This is a genomic window from Streptomyces sp. NBC_00554 (genome assembly GCF_041431135.1).
Classification (GTDB): domain Bacteria; phylum Actinomycetota; class Actinomycetes; order Streptomycetales; family Streptomycetaceae; genus Streptomyces.
In genome coordinates this window covers 5,369,269-5,388,187 of record NZ_CP107799.1, presented here as the reverse complement: position 1 = coordinate 5,388,187, position 18,919 = coordinate 5,369,269, and the positions used below count along the sequence as shown (strand labels likewise).

Genomic DNA, 18,919 nt, shown 5'->3' with positions numbered 1-18,919 from the left:
ACGAGCTGGTGTTGGCGAACGGGAACATCCGCCTCGCTCCGCTGCCGTTCGCGCTCTCCGACGCGCCAGTAGTGCTCCCGGGGCGGAAGAATGGGTCCATGAACCAGCCAAGCGCCCAGGCCCCGGTCCAGCACGCACAGCCGTCCGTCGGCTCCATAGCCGCGCACCGCCCGCACACGGTGGCCGCGAACGTCTCCGACCTGGAACCGGACCTCGACGCCGACCTCGACGCGTACGAGGACACGGTCGAGGACGGCATCCAGCTGCCGCAGGGCCGGTTCCTGGACCGGGAGCGCAGCTGGCTGGCGTTCAACGAACGCGTGCTCGAGCTCGCCGAGGACCCGAACACACCACTTCTGGAGCGCGCCAACTTCCTGGCGATCTTCGCCAGCAACCTGGACGAGTTCTTCATGGTCCGGGTGGCGGGACTGAAGCGCCGCATCGCGACCGGCGTGGCCACCAAGTCCGCCTCGGGCCTCCAGCCCCGCGAGGTCCTGGAGATGATCTGGGCCCGCTCGCGCGAGCTCATGGCCCGGCACGCGGCCTGCTACCAGGAGGACGTGGCCCCCGCGCTCGCGGAGGAGGGCGTCCACCTGGTCCGCTGGAGCGAGCTGACGGAGAAGGAGCAGGCCCGCCTGTTCACCTTGTTCCGGCACCAGATCTTCCCGGTCCTCACCCCCCTCGCGGTCGACCCCGCGCACCCCTTCCCGTACATCTCGGGCCTGTCCCTGAACCTGGCCGTCGTCGTACGGAACCCGGTCAGCGGCCACCGCCACTTCGCGCGCGTCAAGGTCCCGCCGCTGCTCTCCCGCTTCCTGGAGGCCTCCCCCAGCCGCTACGTCCCCATCGAGGACGTCATCGCGGCCCATCTGGAGGAGCTCTTCCCGGGCATGGAGGTGTTGGAGCACCACACGTTCCGCCTCACCCGGAACGAGGACCTCGAGGTCGAGGAGGACGACGCCGAGAACCTGCTCCAGGCCCTGGAGAAGGAGCTCATGCGGCGCCGCTTCGGGCCGCCGGTGCGCCTGGAGGTCGAGGAGTCCATCGACCGGTACGTACTCGACCTGCTGGTACGGGAGTTGAAGATCTCCGAGGCCGAGGTGTACCCGCTGCCGGGTCCGCTCGACCTGACCGGCCTCTTCGGCATAGGGGGCCTGGACCGGCCCGAGCTGAAGTACCCGAAGTTCATCGCGGGCACCCACCGCGACCTCGCGGAGGTCGAGTCGGCGTCCGCGCCCGACATCTTCGCCGCCCTGCGCGAGCGCGACGTACTGCTGCACCACCCGTACGACTCCTTCTCCACCTCCGTCCAGGCCTTCCTGGAACAGGCGGCGGGGGACGACGACGTACTGGCCATCAAGCAGACCCTGTACCGGACCTCGGGCGACTCGCCGATCGTCGACGCGCTGATAGACGCCGCCGAGTCCGGCAAGCAGGTCCTCGTCCTGGTCGAGATCAAGGCCCGCTTCGACGAGCAGGCCAACATCAAGTGGGCCAGGAAGCTCGAAGAGGCCGGCTGCCATGTCGTGTACGGGCTCGTGGGCCTGAAGACCCACTGCAAGCTGTCCCTTGTGGTCCGCCAGGAGGGCGACACGCTGCGCCGCTACTGCCATGTCGGTACGGGCAACTACCACCCCAAGACCGCCCGTCTGTACGAGGACCTGGGACTGCTCACCGCCGACCCGCAGGTCGGCGCAGACCTCTCCGACCTCTTCAACCGGCTCTCCGGCTACTCGCGCCGCGAGACCTACCGCCGGCTGCTCGTCGCCCCCAAGTCCCTGCGCGACGGCCTGATCTCGCGGATCAACAAGGAAGTCCAGCACCACATCGCCGGACGCCCCGCGTTCGTCCGCATCAAGGTCAACTCGATGGTGGACGAGGCGATCATCGACGCCCTCTACCGCGCCTCGCAGGCCGGCGTGCCGGTCGACATCTGGGTGCGCGGCATCTGCGCGGTCCGGCCCGGCGTCACGGGCCTGTCCGAAAACATACGAGTCCGCTCGATCCTCGGCCGCTTCCTGGAACACTCCCGGGTCTTCGCCTTCGGCAACGGCGGCGAACCCGAGATCTGGCTCGGCAGCGCCGACATGATGCACCGCAACCTCGACCGCCGCATCGAGGCTCTGGTGAGGATCACCGACCCGGCCCACCGGGCAGCCCTCAACCGGCTGTTCGAAACCGGTATGTCCGACACCACCGCTTCCTGGCACCTGGGCCCGGACGGCGAATGGACCCGGCACGCGCTCGACGCCGAGGGCCAACCCCTGCGGAACGTCCAGGAGATGCTCATTGACGCCCGGAGGCGCCGGCGTGGCACAGCAACAACTTGACCCCACCGACCCCAGCACGGCCGGGCCGGTGTCCTGTGACGCCCTGGCGGGCTATCTACGGGCGCAGGCAACGGAGTTCCTCCGTTCACTGCGCCAGCACCGGGAGACCGGCGGCGCGTCCAGCGGCTCGGACGGCTCCGTCGACGCGGCGCGCGCCCTGCGCCGCTCGGCCCGCCGGATAAGCGGTTCGCTGCACACCTTCCGGCCGCTGCTCGACGCGGACTGGTCGGAGGGCATGCGCCCCGAACTGGCCTGGCTGTCGGGCACGTTGGCACGCGAGCACGCGTACTCGGCCCGTCTGGAGCGGCTGCTCGGCGCACTGAACCGGCTGTCGGGGCCGGGCACGCCCGCCGGTTTCCCGGCGCAGGCCGGACCGGAGAAGAGCCCGGAACCCAAGGGCAATCTGACCATCGGCGCGGCGAAGGCGGGCGCCCTGCTCGACCGCCAGCTGACCCTGGCCCGCACCCGGGCCCACTCGGCCGCCCTCCAGGCACTGGGCTCCTCCCGCTTCCACGCCGTCGCGGACAGCGTCGCCGTCCTCGCCAGCGAGGTGCCGCTGACCCCGACGGCGGCCATGGCCGACCTGCGCCCGTCGGCCGCCGCCGCCGAGGGCCGCCTGATCGACGCCGTCGGCACCCTGCCGCTGCTCACCGCAGGGCACCCCTACAACGCGGAGGCCCTCGTGCACGGCCTCTCCGCCGACACCGCGCCCCAGCCGCAGGACGCCCCCTGGCACCAGGTCCGCCTGCTGCTGCGCCTGCACCGCTACGCCCGCGAGGTCCTGCACGGCGAGGAGTGCCCCGTCGACCCCAGGCTGCTCGGCGCCGGCCAGGCCCTGAACCAGCACCGGGACGCCGCGGAGGCCGCCTCGGCCGCGGCCTCGGCGGCCCGCACCCCGCGCATCGCCCCGGCGACGGCTTACGCACTCGGCGTGCTCCACGCCGACCAGCGGCACGAGGTGGAGGCGGCGCGCTTCGCGTTCCAGCAGTGCTGGCAGAAGGAAGCGGTACGCACTCCGTAGAAGACCCGCTTGAAGGGACTGGAGGTCCGATGACCGACGACGACACCATCCAGGCGGCCGGCTGCGTCCTGTGGCGCACCTCCCCAATGGACGTACCCGGCGAGCTGGAGATCTGTCTGGTCCACCGGCCGAAGTACGACGACTGGTCGCACCCCAAGGGCAAGCTCAAGCGCGGCGAGGACCCACTCGCCGGCGCGCTGCGCGAGGTCGAGGAGGAGACCGGGTTCCGCTGCGTGCCCGGCGCCCGCCTCCCCTCGGCCCTCTACTACGTGGACGGCCGCCGCAAACAGGTCGGCTACTGGGCCGCGGAGGCGACGGACGGCCACTTCATCCCCAACCGCGAGGTCGACCACATCAGCTGGCTCACCCCGGACGCGGCCCGCACCCGCCTGACCCAGCCCCGCGACCGCGACTTGGTGGACGCGCTGCTGAGCGCGCTGCATCTTGCGTAGTGGTGCCGGAACGTGTGCGTAGCCGATCGATTACGTAGAGTTCCCTTTCGGGTCCCCCGGTTCGGGATCTCTCCGTGTCCTCGACGTAAGCGTTCCGTGACCTCACCGCACCGCCCTCAGGGGTTCACCCCCCGTTCACTTTTGGCCATCGGCGCCTTCACCTGATCTGCCTAATTTCGGCCTTACACGGTGCGAGGCGGCCTGACGGATGTCTCCTCCGCATCACACAGACTTCGCACGCCGCCACCAGACGGCGGCTCCTGGAAGGAACACCCGAAAAGTGAAGCTTCAGCAGCGCATGAACCGGCGGGCCCTCACCCTCGGCGCTCTCGCGGTCTCCGGCGCCCTGGCCCTCACGGCGTGCGGCTCGGACGACACCGGCACCACCACGGACTCGAGCGCCACGACCGGCGCGGCCAGCTCGATCAAGTGTGACGACGCCAAGGGTCAGCTCCTCGCCGACGGCTCCTCCGCGCAGAAGAACGCGATCGACGCCTGGGTGAAGGAATTCAGCACCGCCTGTGGCGTGCAGATCAACTACAAGGGCGGCGGCTCGGGCGCCGGCGTCACCGCGTTCACGCAGGGCACGGTCGCCTTCGCCGGCTCCGACTCCGCGCTGAAGCCCGAAGAGGTCACGGCCTCCAAGGCGGTCTGCACCGGTGGCCAGGCCATCGACCTCCCGATGGTCGGCGGCCCGATCGCGGTCGGTTACAACGTCCCGGGTGTCGACAACCTGGTCCTGGACGCGACCACCATCGCGAAGATCTTCGACAGCAAGATCACCAACTGGAACGACGCCGCGATCAAGGCGCTGAACCCCGACGCCACGCTGCCCGACCTCAAGATCCAGGCGTTCCACCGTTCGGACGAGTCCGGCACCACGGACAACTTCACCAAGTACCTGATCGCCGCGACGCCGGACAACTGGAAGTACGAGGGCGGCAAGGCCTGGCAGGCCAAGGGCGGCCAGTCCGCGAGCGGCTCCAGCGGTGTCGCCGCGCAGGTCAAGCAGACCTCCGGCGCCATCAGCTACATGGAGCTGTCGTACGCCAAGGACGGCATCGCCGCCGCCTCCCTGGACACGGGTGCCGCGGCTCCGGTCGAGGCCACCGTCGACAACGCCACCAAGGCGATCGCCGCCGCCCAGGTCGTCGGCACGGGCTCGGACCTCGCGCTCAAGCTGGACTACGCGACCAAGGCCGAGGGCGCCTACCCGATCACCCTTGTCACCTACGAGATTGTCTGCGACAAGGGCAACAAGGCCGACACCCTGCCGGCCACGAAGGCGTTCCTGACCTACATCGCCAGCGAGGACGGCCAGAAGCTCCTCACCGAGGCCGGCTACGCGCCGATCCCGGCCGAGATCATCGCCAAGGTCCGCACCACCATCGCGGGCCTGAGCTAAACCCCGACGGTGCGGTCCGGCCCCGTCCCGGGGCCGGACCGCACCGCGTCCGGTGCACCGCCGCCAGGAGCCCCACATCTCGTGCGACTCCGCAGACCGGAGAAATCTGATGGATATATCGACGAAGAACGACGCCGAAGCGCCTCCGCCAACCCCCCAGCCTTCCGCGGTCGAGCAGAAACGTGCCGGCCGCGGCGCCACCCGACCCGGTGACCGGATCTTCCTCGGTCTCTCCCGCGGCTCGGGCATTTTCCTGCTGGTGGTCATGGCCGCCATCGCGATCTTCCTGACCTATCGCGCCACCCTCGCGATCAGCAAGGACGAGAGCAACTTCCTCACCACGTTCGAGTGGAACCCCACCGCGATCCCGCCGGACTTCGGCATCGCCGTCCTGGCCTTCGGCACGGTGGTCTCCTCGATCGTCGCCATGGTCATCGCGGTCCCGATCGCGGTCGCCATCGCGCTGTTCCTCACGCACTACGCCCCGCGCAGGCTCAGCGGCCCCATCTCGTACGTCATCGACCTGCTCGCCGCCGTGCCGTCCATCGTGTACGGCCTGTGGGGCGCCCTCATCCTCGTCCCGCACATGAACGGCCTCTTCGGCTGGCTCGACGACTACCTCGGCTGGACCGGCATCTTCGAGTGGCAGGGCGGCGCCCCGCGCTCGATGCTCACCGTCGGCATCCTGCTCGCGATCATGATCCTGCCGGTCATCACGAACGTGAGCCGCGAGGTCTTCCGGCAGTCCCCGCAGATGATCGAAGAGGCGGCTCTCGCCCTCGGCGCCACGCGCTGGGAGGTCATCCGCATGTCGGTGATCCCCTTCGGCCGCTCCGGCGTGATCTCCGCCTCGATGCTGGGCCTCGGCCGCGCGCTCGGCGAGACGATGGCCGTCGCCACGGTCCTCTCGCCGACCTTCGACATCCAGGCCAGCCTGCTCGACCCGGGCGGCGGCACCTTCGCCCAGAACATCGCCAGCAAGTTCGGTGAGGCATCCGAGCAGGGCCGTGACGCGCTCATCGCCTCCGGCCTGGTCCTCTTCGTCATCACCCTGCTGGTCAACGGCGCGGCCCGCGCGATCATCGCCCGTCGCAAGGAGTACTCGGGGGCCAACGCATGAGCCACACCCTGAACGCGAAGCGTCCCAGCACCCTGCAGGGCGCGACGCTGCCCAAGTGGACCCCGTGGGCGATCGCCGCGGGCTCGGTCGCCCTCGGCATCGGTATCAGCGCCGCGGCCGGGCTGGACAGCAGCGTCCAGTGGGGCCTGATGGCCGCGGTCCTCTTCGTCCTCGGGACGTACGGCATCGCCGCGCGCATCGAGGGCCGTCGGCAGGCCAAGGACCGGGTGGCGACCAGCCTGGTCTGGGTCGCCTTCATCCTCGCCGTCGTGCCGCTGGTCTCCCTGGTCTGGACGACCATCGTGCGCGGTATCAAGGTGCTCGACGTCTACTTCCTGACCCACTCGATGGGAGTCGTCACCGACACCGAGCCGGGAGGCGGCATCTACGCCGCCATCATCGGCAGCCTGGAGCAGGTCGGCCTCGCCGCACTGATGGCCGTGCCGGTCGGTGTGCTCACCGCCGTCTACCTCGTGGAGTACGGGCGCGGCAACCTCTCCCGGGCCATCACGTTCTTCGTCGACGTCATGACCGGCATCCCGTCGATCGTCGCCGGCCTGTTCATCCTGAGCCTGATGCTGCAGTTCGACATGCAGCCCTTCGGCTTCGCCGGCTCGCTCGCCCTGGCGATCCTGATGATGCCGGTCGTCGTCCGCTCCACGGAGGAGATGCTCAAGCTCGTTCCGAACGAGCTGCGCGAGGCCTCCCTCGCCCTGGGTATCCCGAAGTGGCGCACCATCCTGAAGGTGGTCCTGCCGACTTCCCTCGGCGGCATCATCACCGGCATCATGCTGGCAGTAGCCCGTATCGCGGGCGAGACCGCACCGGTGCTGCTGCTGGTGTTCGGCAACCCCTTCATCAACAACAACCCGTTCGAGGGTGCGCAGGCCTCGTTGCCGCTGTACATCTACCAGCAGTACGCGAACAGCGCCGGCTCGGGCGCGGCGTACGACCGTGCCTGGGCGGCGTCGCTCACCCTGATCGCCTTCATCATGATCCTCAACCTGGCGGCTCGCGGCATCGCCCGCTGGAAGGCGCCGAAGACAGGTCGCTGACGCGGCCATATCAGCGACCGACGTCTCCCCCTCGAAAGAAGCAGTGATTGAAATGGCCAAGCGAATCGACGTAAGCGGACTGACCGCTTACTACAGCGCCCACAAGGCGATCGAAGACATCTCCATGACGGTCGAGCCGCGCTCCGTGACGGCCTTCATCGGCCCCTCCGGCTGCGGCAAGTCGACCTTCCTGCGCACCCTCAACCGCATGCACGAGGTCACCCCCGGCGGCCGTGTCGAGGGCAAGGTGCTCCTGGACGACGAGGACCTGTACGGGAGCGGGGTCGACCCCGTCGCCGTGCGCCGCACGATCGGCATGGTCTTCCAGCGCCCCAACCCCTTCCCCACCATGTCGATCTTCGACAACGTGGCGGCGGGCCTGAAGCTCAACGGCTCCTACAAGAAGTCCGAGCTGAGCGACGTCGTGGAGAAGTCCCTCAAGGGCGCGAACCTCTGGAACGAGGTCAAGGACCGCCTGAACAAGCCCGGTTCGGGCCTGTCCGGTGGTCAGCAGCAGCGTCTGTGCATCGCGCGGGCGATTGCGGTGGAGCCGCAGGTGCTCCTCATGGACGAGCCCTGCTCGGCCCTGGACCCGATCTCCACCCTCGCGATCGAGGACCTGATCGGCGAGCTGAAGGAGCGCTTCACGATCGTCATCGTGACGCACAACATGCAGCAGGCCGCCCGCGTCTCCGACCGCACCGCCTTCTTCAACCTGTCGGCGGTCGGCCAGCCCGGCAGGCTCATCGAGATAGACGACACGGAGCGCATCTTCTCCAACCCGACGGTCCAGGCCACCGAGGACTACATCTCGGGCCGCTTCGGCTGAGCCGACGCTTCAAGAACCCCTCGCGGTGCTGCATGGCGGTGCCACCGCGAGGACGAGAAGGGCCCGCCCCCGGCTACCGGGGGCGGGCCCGCTCCTTTTCTCACCGTGTTCTTACCCCTGGATGTGCCCCTCCGCGTCCGTGCGGGCCAGACTCCGGGCTCTTCGCGCCGGGCCGCGCCAGCCGCAGGTGCAGCGGGCCAGGCAGAAGCGGCCCTGCTCGACCGTTGTAGTGCGATGTTCCTGGCTCTGGGCGATCCCGTCCTGCTGTGCCACGCCAACAACGTTACCCAAGGCAAGTGAACGGAGTGCGCACGCGTGACGAGCACCCCCACACGTCGTTAAGCGGAGCGACGGGGAGGGCCCGGGACGGACCGGCTGGGGGTCGGCAGGCGATGGTGGCGCAGGAGGAGCGGCGTAACGGTTGGATGGCCGCCGCGGTGGGGCTGATGGTCTGTGTCACCGGATGCTCGGGCGGTCCGGGCGTCACCGAGGACGCCCGGACCGGTGCCGACAGCGTCGAGGTGCTGCACCGGGCCGCCGACACCCTGAGGCGGGCGGGCAGCGCGAAGACCCGTACGTCCATGGAGATGGCCACCGGCGGGACCAGGGTCACCATCCGGGGCGAGGGTGTGTACGACTTCGAGGAGCAGCGGGGCCGGCTGAAGGTACTGCTGCCGCAGGACCCCGCGGGCGCCGACGAGCACCGGCCGATCACCGAACTCCTCGCGCCGGGCGCCCTCTTCATGAAGAACCGCGGCGCCGGTGTCCCCTCCGACAAGTGGGTCCGCGTCGACACGGCCGGCCTCTCCGACGGGAACCTGGTGACGGGCGGCGCCACCGACCCGTACGCGGCGGCCGAGTTGCTGCGCGGGGCGCGGACGGCGGCGTACGTCGGGAAGACCGAGGTCGCCGGGGTTCCGGTGCGGCACTACCGCGGTACGGCCGACCTCGACCTGGCCGCGAAGAGCGCGTCGGAGGGCAACCGGGACGCGTTGAAGGCGGCGGCGAAAGGGTTCGCCAGCGCCCAAGTGCCGTTCGACGCCTATCTCGACGACGAGGGGCGGCTGCGCAAGGTCCGCCACCGCTTCAGCTTCGTCAACGGACGGCAGAAGGGCACCGTCGCCGTCGCCTCGACGACCTTGCTGTACGAGTTCGGGGTCGCCGCCGACGTGACGCTTCCGGAGTCCGCGGACATCTTCGCCGGGAAGATCGCGGAGTAGGAACGCCCGGCCGGGGCAGGGGCGGGCGTAGGAGGAGTTGGGGGCCGGAAATGGCCCTTCCGTGCCATGCGCGGTGTGTAGGCCGCTACCTACTCTAGGAAGTCGGTGACGGCAGGAAGAGGTGATGCACGTGGCTCCGGTCGGCGGTACTGCAGTTCAGGACCACGTGGCCCTCGCCGAGATCGAGCTGTGCGGAGACCTGATCATCGCGGCCTCGGCCGCTGACGAGGACCGGCTCAGTCTTGAGAGCATCGACGAGGTGCTGAAGGTGTCCGAAGCGCGCACCTACGAGCGTGACCATCAGCAGACAAGGGACGCGGACCTGTAGCCCGTCCCGTCCGGGCGTGGCCGGGTCCCCGCCACGCCGCCCCCCATGTACGTACCCAAGTGGGCAACCCCACATCACGTACGCAGCAGTCGTCCGATCGCCTTCGTCGCTTCCTCGACCTTCGCGTCGATCTCGTCGCCGCCCTTGACCGCCGCGTCCGCGACGCAGTGGCGCAGGTGCTCCTCCAGGAGCTGGAGGGCGAAGGACTGCAGGGCCTTCGTGGAGGCGGAGACCTGGGTGAGTATGTCGATGCAGTAGACGTCCTCGTCGACCATCCGCTGCAGACCGCGGATCTGGCCCTCGATCCGGCGCAGGCGCTTGAGGTGTTCGTCCTTCTGCTTGTGGTAGCCGTGGATACCCCGGTCGTGGTCGGTCACGACCTGCTGCACGGGTTCGCCGGAGGGCGCCGTCGCGCCGGCCTCGGTGGTCGTCATCGCGTCCTCCTGATGAGTCTGTCGGCGGTCCCGGAGGGCCCCGGGGACACCTCGGGGGATATACCGGAGGCCCTTGTCGAGATCCCGTCCGGTTCGCCGCTTACATATACCCCTGGTAGGTATATGGTATCGAACTTTGCTGGGTATAGGGCCCTTGCCCGATGGCGGAGCCGGACCCTGTGCTGATCACTGTGCCTGATGGGCGACACTGGGAGACGGCCCATTAGCCGTGGCCGGATGATGCGCCTAGCATCAGCCTGACCGAACCGAAGCACCCCGAGGACCCCAACGTGCGCTTTCGTCTGACCCCCAGGGAGACGAGCTTCTACGACATGTTCTCCGCATCCGCGGACAACATCGTCACGGGCTCGAAACTCCTCATGGAACTGCTCGGGGCGGACGCCTCCGGCCGGACCGAGATCGCAGAGCGTATGCGGGCCGCGGAACACGCCGGTGACGACGCCACGCACGCGATCTTCCACCAGTTGAACTCCTCGTTCATCACGCCGTTCGACCGCGAGGACATCTACAACCTGGCCTCGTCCCTCGACGACATCATGGACTTCATGGAGGAGGCCGTCGACCTGGTCGTGCTGTATCAGGTCGAGGAGCTCCCCAAGGGTGTGGAGCAGCAGATCGAGGTGCTGGCCCGGGCGGCCGAGCTGACGGCGGAGGCCATGCCGAACCTCCGCACGATGGACAACCTCACCGAGTACTGGATCGAGGTCAACCGCCTGGAGAACCAGGCCGACCAGATCCACCGCAAGCTGCTCGCCCAGCTCTTCAACGGCAAGTACGACGCCATGGACGTGCTCAAGCTCAAGCAGATCGTGGATGTGCTGGAGGAAGCGGCCGACGCGTTCGAGCACGTGGCGAACACGGTGGAGACCATCGCCGTCAAGGAGTCCTGACCTCTTCATGGACACCTTCGCCCTGATCGTGACCATTGGCGTCGCGCTCGGATTCACATACACGAACGGCTTCCACGACTCGGCGAACGCGATCGCGACGTCCGTGTCGACGCGGGCGCTGACACCGCGGGCGGCGCTCGCCATGGCCGCGGTCATGAACCTCGCGGGTGCCTTCCTCGGCAGCGGGGTCGCCAAGACGGTCAGCGAGGGCCTGATCCAGACGCCCGAGGGCTCCAAGGGAATGGGAATCCTCTTCGCGGCCCTCGTCGGCGCGATCACCTGGAACCTGGTCACCTGGTACTTCGGTCTTCCGTCCTCCTCCTCCCACGCCCTGTTCGGCGGCATGGTGGGCGCGGCGCTCGCCGGCGGCACGACGGTCTACTGGGACGGGGTGCTGGACAAGGTCGTCATTCCGATGTTCGCCTCGCCGCTGGTCGGCCTGGTCGTCGGCTATCTGGTGATGTGCGCGATCATGTGGATTTTCCGCCGCTCCAACCCCCACAAGGCCAAGCGCGGATTCCGTATCGCCCAGACCGTCTCGGCCGCCGGCATGGCTCTCGGCCACGGTCTCCAGGACGCCCAGAAGACCATGGGCATCGTGGTGATGGCGCTGGTCATCGCCGATGTGCAGGGGCCGGGCGATCCGATTCCCGTCTGGGTGAAGATCGTCTGCGCGGTGATGCTGTCGCTCGGGACGTACGCCGGTGGCTGGCGCATCATGCGGACGCTGGGCCGGAAGATCATCGAGCTCGATCCGCCCCAGGGCTTCGCCGCGGAGACGACGGGCGCGTCGATCATGTTCGCCACGGCCTACCTCTTCAAGGCCCCCATCTCCACGACGCACGTCATCACCTCAGCCATCATGGGCGTCGGCGCCACCAAGCGCCTGAACGCCGTCCGCTGGGGCGTGGCCAAGAACATCATCCTCGGCTGGTTCATCACCATGCCGGCGGCGGCACTGGTAGCGGCGCTGAGCTTCTGGGTCGTGAACCTGGCGGTTCTGTAGGGCAGTTTTCTCGCCCCCTCCGCCCCTACCCGTCCCTTGCTTCCGGGCTACGCCCGATTTCAGCCCGTCCGGCGTTTGAGGACGAGGCCGTCCAGGCCGAAAGCGGGGGTCTGGGGGCGCAGCCCCCAGGAACGGGACGGGTAGGGGCGGAGGGGGCGAAAAACCCCACCCCCGACCCCACCCAACCCGCAGACGCTCCCCCGGTGGAACCCCCGAACCCGGGGACCCGTCTCCCTCCACAGAACCAAGGGGAGGCGCACATGCAACGGCGTACGTTCATAGGCGGAGCCACAGCCGCACTCGCGGCGGCGGCCACAGCCGCGTGCAACGGCGAAACGGACGCGCCCCAAGGCGCGGCCGAAACAACCGGCACCCCCATACGCACGGCCACCACCAGCACAGCAACCCCCGCCAACTGGACCGCCCTGTCCAGGGACCTGGACGGCACCCTGATCCGCCCGAGCGACCAGGCCTGGCCAACCGCCCACCAGCTCTACAACACCCGCTTCGACACCCTGAAGCCCACCGCAGTCGCCTACGTCGCCCACGCAGAAGACATCCGCACCACCATCGCGTACGCCCGCGCCCACGCCATCAAGGTGTCGATCCGCAACGGCGGCCACTCCTACGCAGGCTGGTCCTCCGGCAACAACCGCCTGGTCATAGACGTATCGAAGCTGAACAAGATCCGGGCAAGCGCCAACGAGGCAGTCGTGGGCGCCGGTTCCAAACTGATCGACGTGTACCGCGCCCTCGCGGCGAAGGGCGTCACGATCCCCGCCGGATCGTGCCCCACCGTCGGCGTCTCCGGCCTGACCCTGGGCGGCGGCCACGGCGTGGTCTCCCGCGCGTACGGCCTGACCTGCGACAGCTTGACGCAGGCAACCCTGATCACGGCCGACGGCAAGCAGCTCACCGCGAACGCGACGGAGAACAAGGACCTCTTCTGGGCCCTGCGCGGCGCGGGCAACGGCAACTTCGGCATAGTCACCGAGCTCCGCTACAGGACCCACCCTGCCCCCCAGGCCGTATCGGCGTACATGACCTGGCCCTGGTCGAGGGCAGCCGCCGTGATCAAGGCCTGGCAGGAGTGGGGCCCGACCCAGCCGGACGAGATCTGGTCCTCCTGTCACCTCGCGAACGCGACCGGCGGCACGCCGACGATCTCCATCGCCGCGTTCTCCCTGGGCACGTACGTCGAACTCCAGAACGCCGTGGACCGCCTGGCCGACACGATCGGCGCCCCCGCGAGCAGCGTCTCGCTGAAGCGGCGCTCGTACGAGGACTCGATGGAGGTGTACGCGGGCTGCTCGTCCTTCTCCACGGACGCCCAGTGCCACCTGCCGGGCTCGACCCCGGGCCGCTCGACGCAGGGCGCCCTCGGTCGCGAAACGTACGCGGCCCGCTCGGATTTCTTCGACCGTTCGATATCGTCGGCCGGGATCCAGGCCCTCATGAAGCAGCTCTCGACGGTAAGAGGCGGCTCGGGCAGCATCGCCCTGACGGCACTCGGCGGCGCGGTCAACCGCGTCTCCCCCACCTCCACGGCCTTCGTCCACCGCCGCTCGCGCATGCTCGCCCAGTACATCGCCGCTTGGCAGGCCGGCACCTCCGGCACCACCGCCCAGTCCTGGCTGACCACCGCCCACAAGGCCATGTCCCCCTACGCCTCGGGCGCCGCGTACCAGAACTACACGGACCCCACCCTCACCAACTGGCGCAAGGCGTACTACGGCGACGCGGCCCCCCGCCTGACAGCCCTGAAGAAGCAGTACGACCCGAACCGCTTCTTCGACTTCCCGCAGGCGCTGTAGTACGGCCGTTGCGCGGCGGTGCGGTCTTACGTGACAGCGCGGTGCGCACTCCGCGCGACAGTGCGGGCTCGGGCGGTACGGCCTTTACGCGGCCAGATCCCGGTCCTCGGCCCGCTCCACCCGAGCCCCCGCGATCACCGCTTCCTCACCCGCGAGAGCCGCCCCCCGCGCCCGGATCAGCCCGCCGGCCCGCGCGGACCCTTCCACGGCCTTGGCCACCGGCGTCAGCAGAAGCATGGCGAGCGGGGACAGCAGCAGGGCGACCGCCGTGCCGAGGGCGAAGCCGCCGATCACGTCGGTCGGGTAGTGCACGCCCATGTAGACCCGGCAGAAGCCTTCGAGCAGCGCGAGCCCTATTCCGATCAGCCCGAACTTCCGGTTCGCGATGAAGAGCCCGACCGCGACGGCCATGGTGAGCGTCGCGTGGTCGCTGACGAAGGAGTAGTCGGTCTTGCCGGACACCAGCACGTCGAGGCCCTGGTGGTCGGCGAAGGGTCTGGGCCGCGCCACGAAATCCCGTATCGGCATGTTCACCAGCAGCGCGATCCCGGCGGCCAGCGGCGCCCACACCACTGCGGCCACGGACGGCGCGGCATCCTCGCCGCCCCGCCGCCGCACGGACCACCAGCACCCGGCCACCAGCAGGACCATCGCGATCAGCAGCCCGTACTCACCCACGAACTCGACCCCCCGGTCGAACCACCGGGGCGCGTCCTTGGCCAGGCCATTGATGTCGTAGAGCAGGTCGACGTCGGGATTGGAACCGGATTCGGCGAGTCCAGCCATAGCGCTGCGGCTCCTTCGTCGTCGTGCCCGCGCGCGCAGCCTTTCGTGCGGCGCTCTGTCCCACCCCCGTGGTCGTAGATCCGCTCTACGTCAACAGGAACGCACAGTCCCCTCCAGTACGTTCCACCCTCCACCGAATGATCACTCAGACGTTATCGAAGAGAGATACATCGCCGCAGCTCAGAGGGTGGGTTCAGACCGTCGTGGGCAATGCTTTCGCGCCATCTTCGGTCACTCGCGTGGCTCCGAAGTAGTCGGGGGTGTCGACGGGGTCGAAGCGGATGACGGCGCCCGGCTTCGGCGCGTCGATCATGTACCCGCCGCCCACGTAGATGCCCACGTGCCGGATCGCCCGCGAGTTGGTGAGGTCGTCCGAGAAGAACACCAGATCGCCCGGCAGCAGCTCTTCTCGCGCGGGGTGCGGCCCGGCGTTGTACTGGTCGTTGGCGACCCGCGGAAGCGTGACCCCGACACTCTCGTACGCGGCCTTCGTCAGCCCCGAGCAGTCGAAGCGTCCGCCCTGGTCAGCGGTACCGTTCCCGCCCCACAGGTAGGGCGTGCCGAGCTTCTCCTGCGCGTACGAGATGGCCGCCGCGGCCTGCTTGGAGGGGTCGACGCGGGTCACCGGCGCGGCGAAACTCGCCTGCAGAGTGGTGATCGTCTTCACGTAGTTCTGGGTCTCCTTGTACGGCGGTACGCCCCCGTACTTGATGACCGCGTACGCCCCCGCGTTGTAGGCGGCGAGCATGTTGTGCGTCGGGTCCCCCGGTGCGTCCTTCACGTACGAGGCGAGCTCGCAGTCGTACGAAGCGGCCGATGGAATCGCGTCATTCGGATCCCATACGTCGCGGTCGCCGTCCCCGTCGCCGTCGATTCCGTGAGTGGCCCAGGTTCCCGGGATGAATTGCGCTATTCCCTGCGCCGCAGCGGGGCTCTGGGCGCTCGGATTGAATCCGCTCTCCTGATAGAGCTGCGCGGCCAGCAGCGCCGGGTTGATGGCGCTGCACAGATTGCCCCACTTCTGTACGAGCGTCTGGTACGCGGCCGGCACAGCGCCCTTGGCCAGCGTGACCGCTCCGCCGGCCGCCCCACCCGCGAGGTTCCCCGCGACCAGGTACACACCGACGACGAGCACCATCACAAAGCCGAGCCCGGTGCCGACGGCGGCGATCGCCACGATCCATGCCTTACGCACCGTCAACCGCCCCTCGCCGCCCAGGAGTCCGCCGAGGTCAGTGTAGAGGCGGCTCCCGTGCGACGGGATGATCACACACAAGGTCGTACGGGGCGAAAACCGATGGACGCGACCGGCCGGCCGGTCCTACTCTCGGCCGGTCCAAGCGTTGTTGCTTCCGATGAGGTGCATTTGATGACGGTTCAGGCGAGCGCGGCCGAGTTCCACCGGCCGCCGACCGAAGGCATCACCACCATCGCAACCACCTTGGACCGAAGGAACCCCAGAAGTGGATCTTCCACGTATTTTCACCATCCGCGAGAGTAGCCATCGCATCCACAACCCGTTCACCAGCGAGAAGCTGGCGACTCTGGGCGAGGCGCTCAGCCCGCCGCCGGGGACTCGCGTGCTCGATCTCGCCTGCGGCACGGGCGAGATGCTGTGCACCTGGGCACGCGACCACCAGATCACCGGCACCGGCGTGGACATCAGTACGGTGTCCATCGCCACCGCCCGCACCCGAGCCGTCGAGCTGGGCGTCGCCGACCGAGTCACCTTCACGCACGGGGACGCGACGGGCCATGTCTCCGACGAACCGGTGGGCATCGCCGCGTGCATCGGCGCGACCTGGATCGGAGACGGACCGGCCGGCACCGTCGAACTCCTCCGCCGCAGCCTGGCCCCCGGAGGCATGATCCTGATCGGCGAACCGTACTGGCGCCTCGACCCCCCGGACCAGACCACCATCGAGGCCTGCCACGCCACCACCAAGGACGACTTCCGCCCCCTGCCCGAGCTCCTCGAGCAGTTCGGCGAACTCGGCTGCGACGTGGTCGAGATGGTCCTCGCCGACCATGACAGCTGGGACCGCTTCGCCGCCGCCCAGTGGCTCAACATCCGCCGCTGGCTCGACGAGAACCCGGACGACGAACTGGCCCCCGTATTGCGCGCGGAACTCACCACCGCCCCCGCACGCCACGTCCGCTACCAGCGGGAGTACCTCGGCTGGGGAGTCTTCGCCCTGATGAACCGCTGACCCACGTCAAGTGGGGTGTGGTGCGTGGCGTAGGCCACGCACCACACCCCTCCCGCCGTTGTGGTTCAGCTACGCGTCAGCGTGTAGTCGCCGCCGACGTTGTCGAAGGTGACCACGATGCCGTACTCGCCGGTCCGCGTCGGCGTGAAGGTCACCGAGACCGGCTGCCCACCGGAATTGGACCCGGCAGCGGACGCCACCGCGGAGCTGCGTCTCTGGACGAACGTCGCCGGATTGCTCGGATCGTCGCCCATGACGAACAGTCTGGCCACCGAGATCGGGTCCGTCGTGGTCAGCGTGATAGTCACCGGCACACCCGCGGTCAGCGGTGTGTCCTGCACGGCGGCGACCTGCGAGTCGTCGAGGTGGAAGCTGGTGGACGACCCCGGTTGCAAGGTGGTGAAGCCCATCACGGACTCGATGGTGTAGGTACCGGGTCCCCGGAACTGGTGCACCCGTGGGTAGTAGTCGCCCACCGGCCGCAGATTCGAGTCGATCGCGACGAAATCGACCGCCTGGTCGTTCAATGCGCTGCTGTTGAGAAACGCCGTCTGCGCCCGGTCGTCGTACAGCTGGAGGTCGAAATCGGTTGGATTCGACGGCCGCACCGCGACCACGGACCACGACTGGACCGCGGTGTTGAGGCTGAAGTTCTGCGGCGGTGTGGGAGAGGTGAACGTCGGGAGGAACTGGCCCCGGCCGTCGAGCAGGGGCCTGCGGTAGCCGTAGTCGATCGTGTTCTGGTAAAGCGACCCCAGCGAGGAGTCGGACACGTCGAATCCCTCCGTGCCACGACTGCTCCAGAACGACGCCAACGTGTTGTCGACGTGACGCGCGAGCGGGAAGAAGACGGCTCCGAAGCCCTCACTGTGCTGATCCCAGGTTTCGGCACCGCCGGAGTTGATGTCTATGAGATCCCACAACGCCCCGGCGACCCGCGTCTCCGTCACGTCACCATTGCTGACACCGTTGAACCCCCAGGTCGGAAACTCGAAATTCATCGAGGTTCCGATGCCGAACTGAAAAACCGGGGTGTGGTACATGGCCAGTGAGAAGAAGTCCGCCCATCCCTCGATCCACGCGCATACGGCGGTGCTGGCCTGGTTGGGAGGATGCGGCCTGGGGCAACCCACGGTCGACGGAAACGCGTCGTTGTAGACGTCGTCCATCAGCGCGTGGCCGATCTCGTGCATGACCTCCATCGGGGCGTCCGGGGTTACGGCGAGCAGCTGCACCACGTTGCCCACCTGGTCATAGAAATCCGTGTCGCCGACTGCGGTGTTCGACCAGTTGATTCGCAACTGCCGGCACGTGGTGTCCTTCGGATCCCAGCAGCCGTTCGTGTGCGGAACCCCCACCCACGCGTCGTTGGCCTCGTCGAAGGCGTGAGCGGCCCGGTGGCCCGCCGTGCCGTCGCCGGGAACCTGGGTGCCGAAGTTCACGGTGCTGCCCGCTACCGGATTGGCGCGGACAGGCGTACTCCAGTTGTAGATGTTCGTGCCGTTCTGCACCCGCCACGCGCCGTTCTCGGCCGCGAACGTGATGTACAACTGCGTGAACTGCGCGGCCGTGAAACAGATGTCGTAGCGGCCGGCGGAGTTCGTGAGCCCGGCGATCAGCGCGCCGGTCCGCAGATCCCGCACCTGGACCTGCATGTTCATCCCGTTGTGCTGCACACCGGCCTGGTCGTTGTAGGCCCAGGTGCCGACCGCGTGCGTGTCACAGGCCAGCAGCGACGGCGAAGCGCCGGAGCTCTGCTTCTGTGCCGGAAGTCCCGGGCTCGGCGTACTGCTCGTCGCCTGCCAGGCCGGACGTTTCGCCGCGTCGGGCGATGCCGCTACGGCGGATGGTCCACCGCCCGAGTCCGCCCATCCGACGCCGACTCCGGGACCGACCAATGCGCACAGCACTGTCAGCACGACAACGAAGACGGTTCTTCGTGCCGCGCCAGGTGGTTTCCCGCTTTTGTTGATCATGCTCAGTCTCATGTAGTCATCC

Annotated in this window: 18 protein-coding genes; 13 read left to right on the top strand and 5 right to left on the bottom strand. The window is 68.5% G+C overall.

The window, feature by feature from the left end; translation table 11 throughout:
- Nucleotides 1–98 precede the first annotated feature (98 nt).
- The 7 genes from OG266_RS23640 to pstB all read left to right on the top strand — a co-directional run bounded on the left by OG266_RS23640 (nucleotide 99) and on the right by pstB (nucleotide 8,212).
- On the top strand, nucleotides 99–2,330 hold the full coding sequence (locus tag OG266_RS23640) for an RNA degradosome polyphosphate kinase (protein WP_266464061.1): 2,232 nt from the start codon (nucleotides 99–101) through the stop codon (nucleotides 2,328–2,330).
- A complete protein-coding gene (locus OG266_RS23635; protein WP_371548261.1) occupies nucleotides 2,311–3,351 on the top strand; it encodes a CHAD domain-containing protein in 1,041 nt (346 codons plus the stop codon). Before OG266_RS23640 ends, OG266_RS23635 begins: the two co-directional genes overlap by 20 nt.
- A gap of 29 nt (nucleotides 3,352–3,380) precedes the next feature.
- Nucleotides 3,381–3,803: an NUDIX hydrolase gene (locus OG266_RS23630; protein WP_266459217.1), complete on the top strand. Its 423-nt coding sequence runs from the start codon at nucleotides 3,381–3,383 to the stop codon at nucleotides 3,801–3,803.
- 280 nt (nucleotides 3,804–4,083) lie between these two features.
- Entirely contained in the window at nucleotides 4,084–5,208 is a 1,125-nt protein-coding gene (gene pstS, locus OG266_RS23625; RefSeq protein WP_266459214.1) for a phosphate ABC transporter substrate-binding protein PstS, read from the top strand.
- A gap of 109 nt (nucleotides 5,209–5,317) precedes the next feature.
- Nucleotides 5,318–6,328, top strand: coding sequence for a phosphate ABC transporter permease subunit PstC (gene pstC / locus OG266_RS23620; protein ID WP_266459211.1), 1,011 nt, complete (start codon nucleotides 5,318–5,320; stop codon nucleotides 6,326–6,328).
- Nucleotides 6,325–7,383 carry a phosphate ABC transporter permease PstA gene (pstA, locus tag OG266_RS23615; RefSeq protein WP_266459207.1) on the top strand — a complete coding sequence of 353 codons (1,059 nt, stop codon included), beginning with the start codon at nucleotides 6,325–6,327 and terminating at the stop codon, nucleotides 7,381–7,383. The genes pstC and pstA overlap by 4 nt, the downstream gene beginning before the upstream one ends.
- 52 nt (nucleotides 7,384–7,435) lie before the next feature.
- Nucleotides 7,436–8,212 (top strand): phosphate ABC transporter ATP-binding protein PstB, encoded by a 777-nt coding sequence (gene pstB / locus OG266_RS23610; RefSeq protein ID WP_266459204.1) that lies wholly within the window; start codon nucleotides 7,436–7,438, stop codon nucleotides 8,210–8,212.
- 111 nt (nucleotides 8,213–8,323) lie between these two features.
- On the opposite strand, the gene OG266_RS23605 is transcribed toward pstB, so the two are convergent.
- Nucleotides 8,324–8,485: a hypothetical protein gene (locus tag OG266_RS23605; RefSeq protein WP_266464380.1), complete on the bottom strand. Its 162-nt coding sequence runs from the start codon at nucleotides 8,483–8,485 to the stop codon at nucleotides 8,324–8,326.
- A gap of 119 nt (nucleotides 8,486–8,604) precedes the next feature.
- Between OG266_RS23605 and OG266_RS23600 the strand changes: the two genes are divergently transcribed.
- Both OG266_RS23600 and OG266_RS23595 read left to right on the top strand, forming a co-directional pair.
- On the top strand, nucleotides 8,605–9,432 hold the full coding sequence (locus OG266_RS23600) for a hypothetical protein (RefSeq protein WP_371548258.1): 828 nt from the start codon (nucleotides 8,605–8,607) through the stop codon (nucleotides 9,430–9,432).
- Between the two features lie 124 nt (nucleotides 9,433–9,556).
- The gene (locus OG266_RS23595; protein WP_266459200.1) at nucleotides 9,557–9,760 is read left to right on the top strand and encodes a hypothetical protein; all 204 of its coding nucleotides are present in this window, start codon (nucleotides 9,557–9,559) and stop codon (nucleotides 9,758–9,760) included.
- 74 nt (nucleotides 9,761–9,834) lie between these two features.
- Here the strand turns inward: OG266_RS23595 and OG266_RS23590 are convergent, their stop codons facing one another.
- A complete protein-coding gene (locus OG266_RS23590; protein ID WP_266459198.1) occupies nucleotides 9,835–10,194 on the bottom strand; it encodes a metal-sensitive transcriptional regulator in 360 nt (119 codons plus the stop codon).
- Nucleotides 10,195–10,484: 290 nt separating this feature from the next.
- Here OG266_RS23590 and OG266_RS23585 point away from each other — a divergent pair, with 290 nt between their 5' ends.
- From OG266_RS23585 to OG266_RS23575, 3 genes are all read left to right on the top strand, one after another.
- Complete coding sequence (locus tag OG266_RS23585; protein ID WP_266459195.1) at nucleotides 10,485–11,105, top strand: DUF47 domain-containing protein; 621 nt, start codon at nucleotides 10,485–10,487, stop codon at nucleotides 11,103–11,105.
- 7 nt (nucleotides 11,106–11,112) lie between these two features.
- Nucleotides 11,113–12,111: an inorganic phosphate transporter gene (locus tag OG266_RS23580; protein ID WP_266459193.1), complete on the top strand. Its 999-nt coding sequence runs from the start codon at nucleotides 11,113–11,115 to the stop codon at nucleotides 12,109–12,111.
- Nucleotides 12,112–12,371: 260 nt separating this feature from the next.
- Complete coding sequence (locus tag OG266_RS23575; protein ID WP_371548255.1) at nucleotides 12,372–13,925, top strand: FAD-dependent oxidoreductase; 1,554 nt, start codon at nucleotides 12,372–12,374, stop codon at nucleotides 13,923–13,925.
- Nucleotides 13,926–14,009: 84 nt separating this feature from the next.
- On the opposite strand, the gene OG266_RS23570 is transcribed toward OG266_RS23575, so the two are convergent.
- Both OG266_RS23570 and OG266_RS23565 read right to left on the bottom strand, forming a co-directional pair.
- Nucleotides 14,010–14,711, bottom strand: coding sequence for a phosphatase PAP2 family protein (locus OG266_RS23570; RefSeq protein WP_371548253.1), 702 nt, complete (start codon nucleotides 14,709–14,711; stop codon nucleotides 14,010–14,012).
- 193 nt (nucleotides 14,712–14,904) lie between these two features.
- Nucleotides 14,905–15,912 carry a bifunctional lytic transglycosylase/C40 family peptidase gene (locus OG266_RS23565; RefSeq protein ID WP_266464059.1) on the bottom strand — a complete coding sequence of 336 codons (1,008 nt, stop codon included), beginning with the start codon at nucleotides 15,910–15,912 and terminating at the stop codon, nucleotides 14,905–14,907.
- Nucleotides 15,913–16,174: 262 nt separating this feature from the next.
- On the opposite strand from OG266_RS23565, the gene OG266_RS23560 reads away from it, so the two are divergent.
- Nucleotides 16,175–16,921, top strand: a complete 747-nt coding sequence (locus OG266_RS23560; protein ID WP_371548252.1) for a cyclopropane-fatty-acyl-phospholipid synthase family protein — start codon at nucleotides 16,175–16,177, stop codon at nucleotides 16,919–16,921.
- 65 nt (nucleotides 16,922–16,986) lie between these two features.
- On the opposite strand, the gene OG266_RS23555 is transcribed toward OG266_RS23560, so the two are convergent.
- Complete coding sequence (locus OG266_RS23555) at nucleotides 16,987–18,897, bottom strand: hypothetical protein (protein ID WP_371548250.1); 1,911 nt, start codon at nucleotides 18,895–18,897, stop codon at nucleotides 16,987–16,989.
- Between the last annotated feature and the right edge of the window lie 22 nt (nucleotides 18,898–18,919).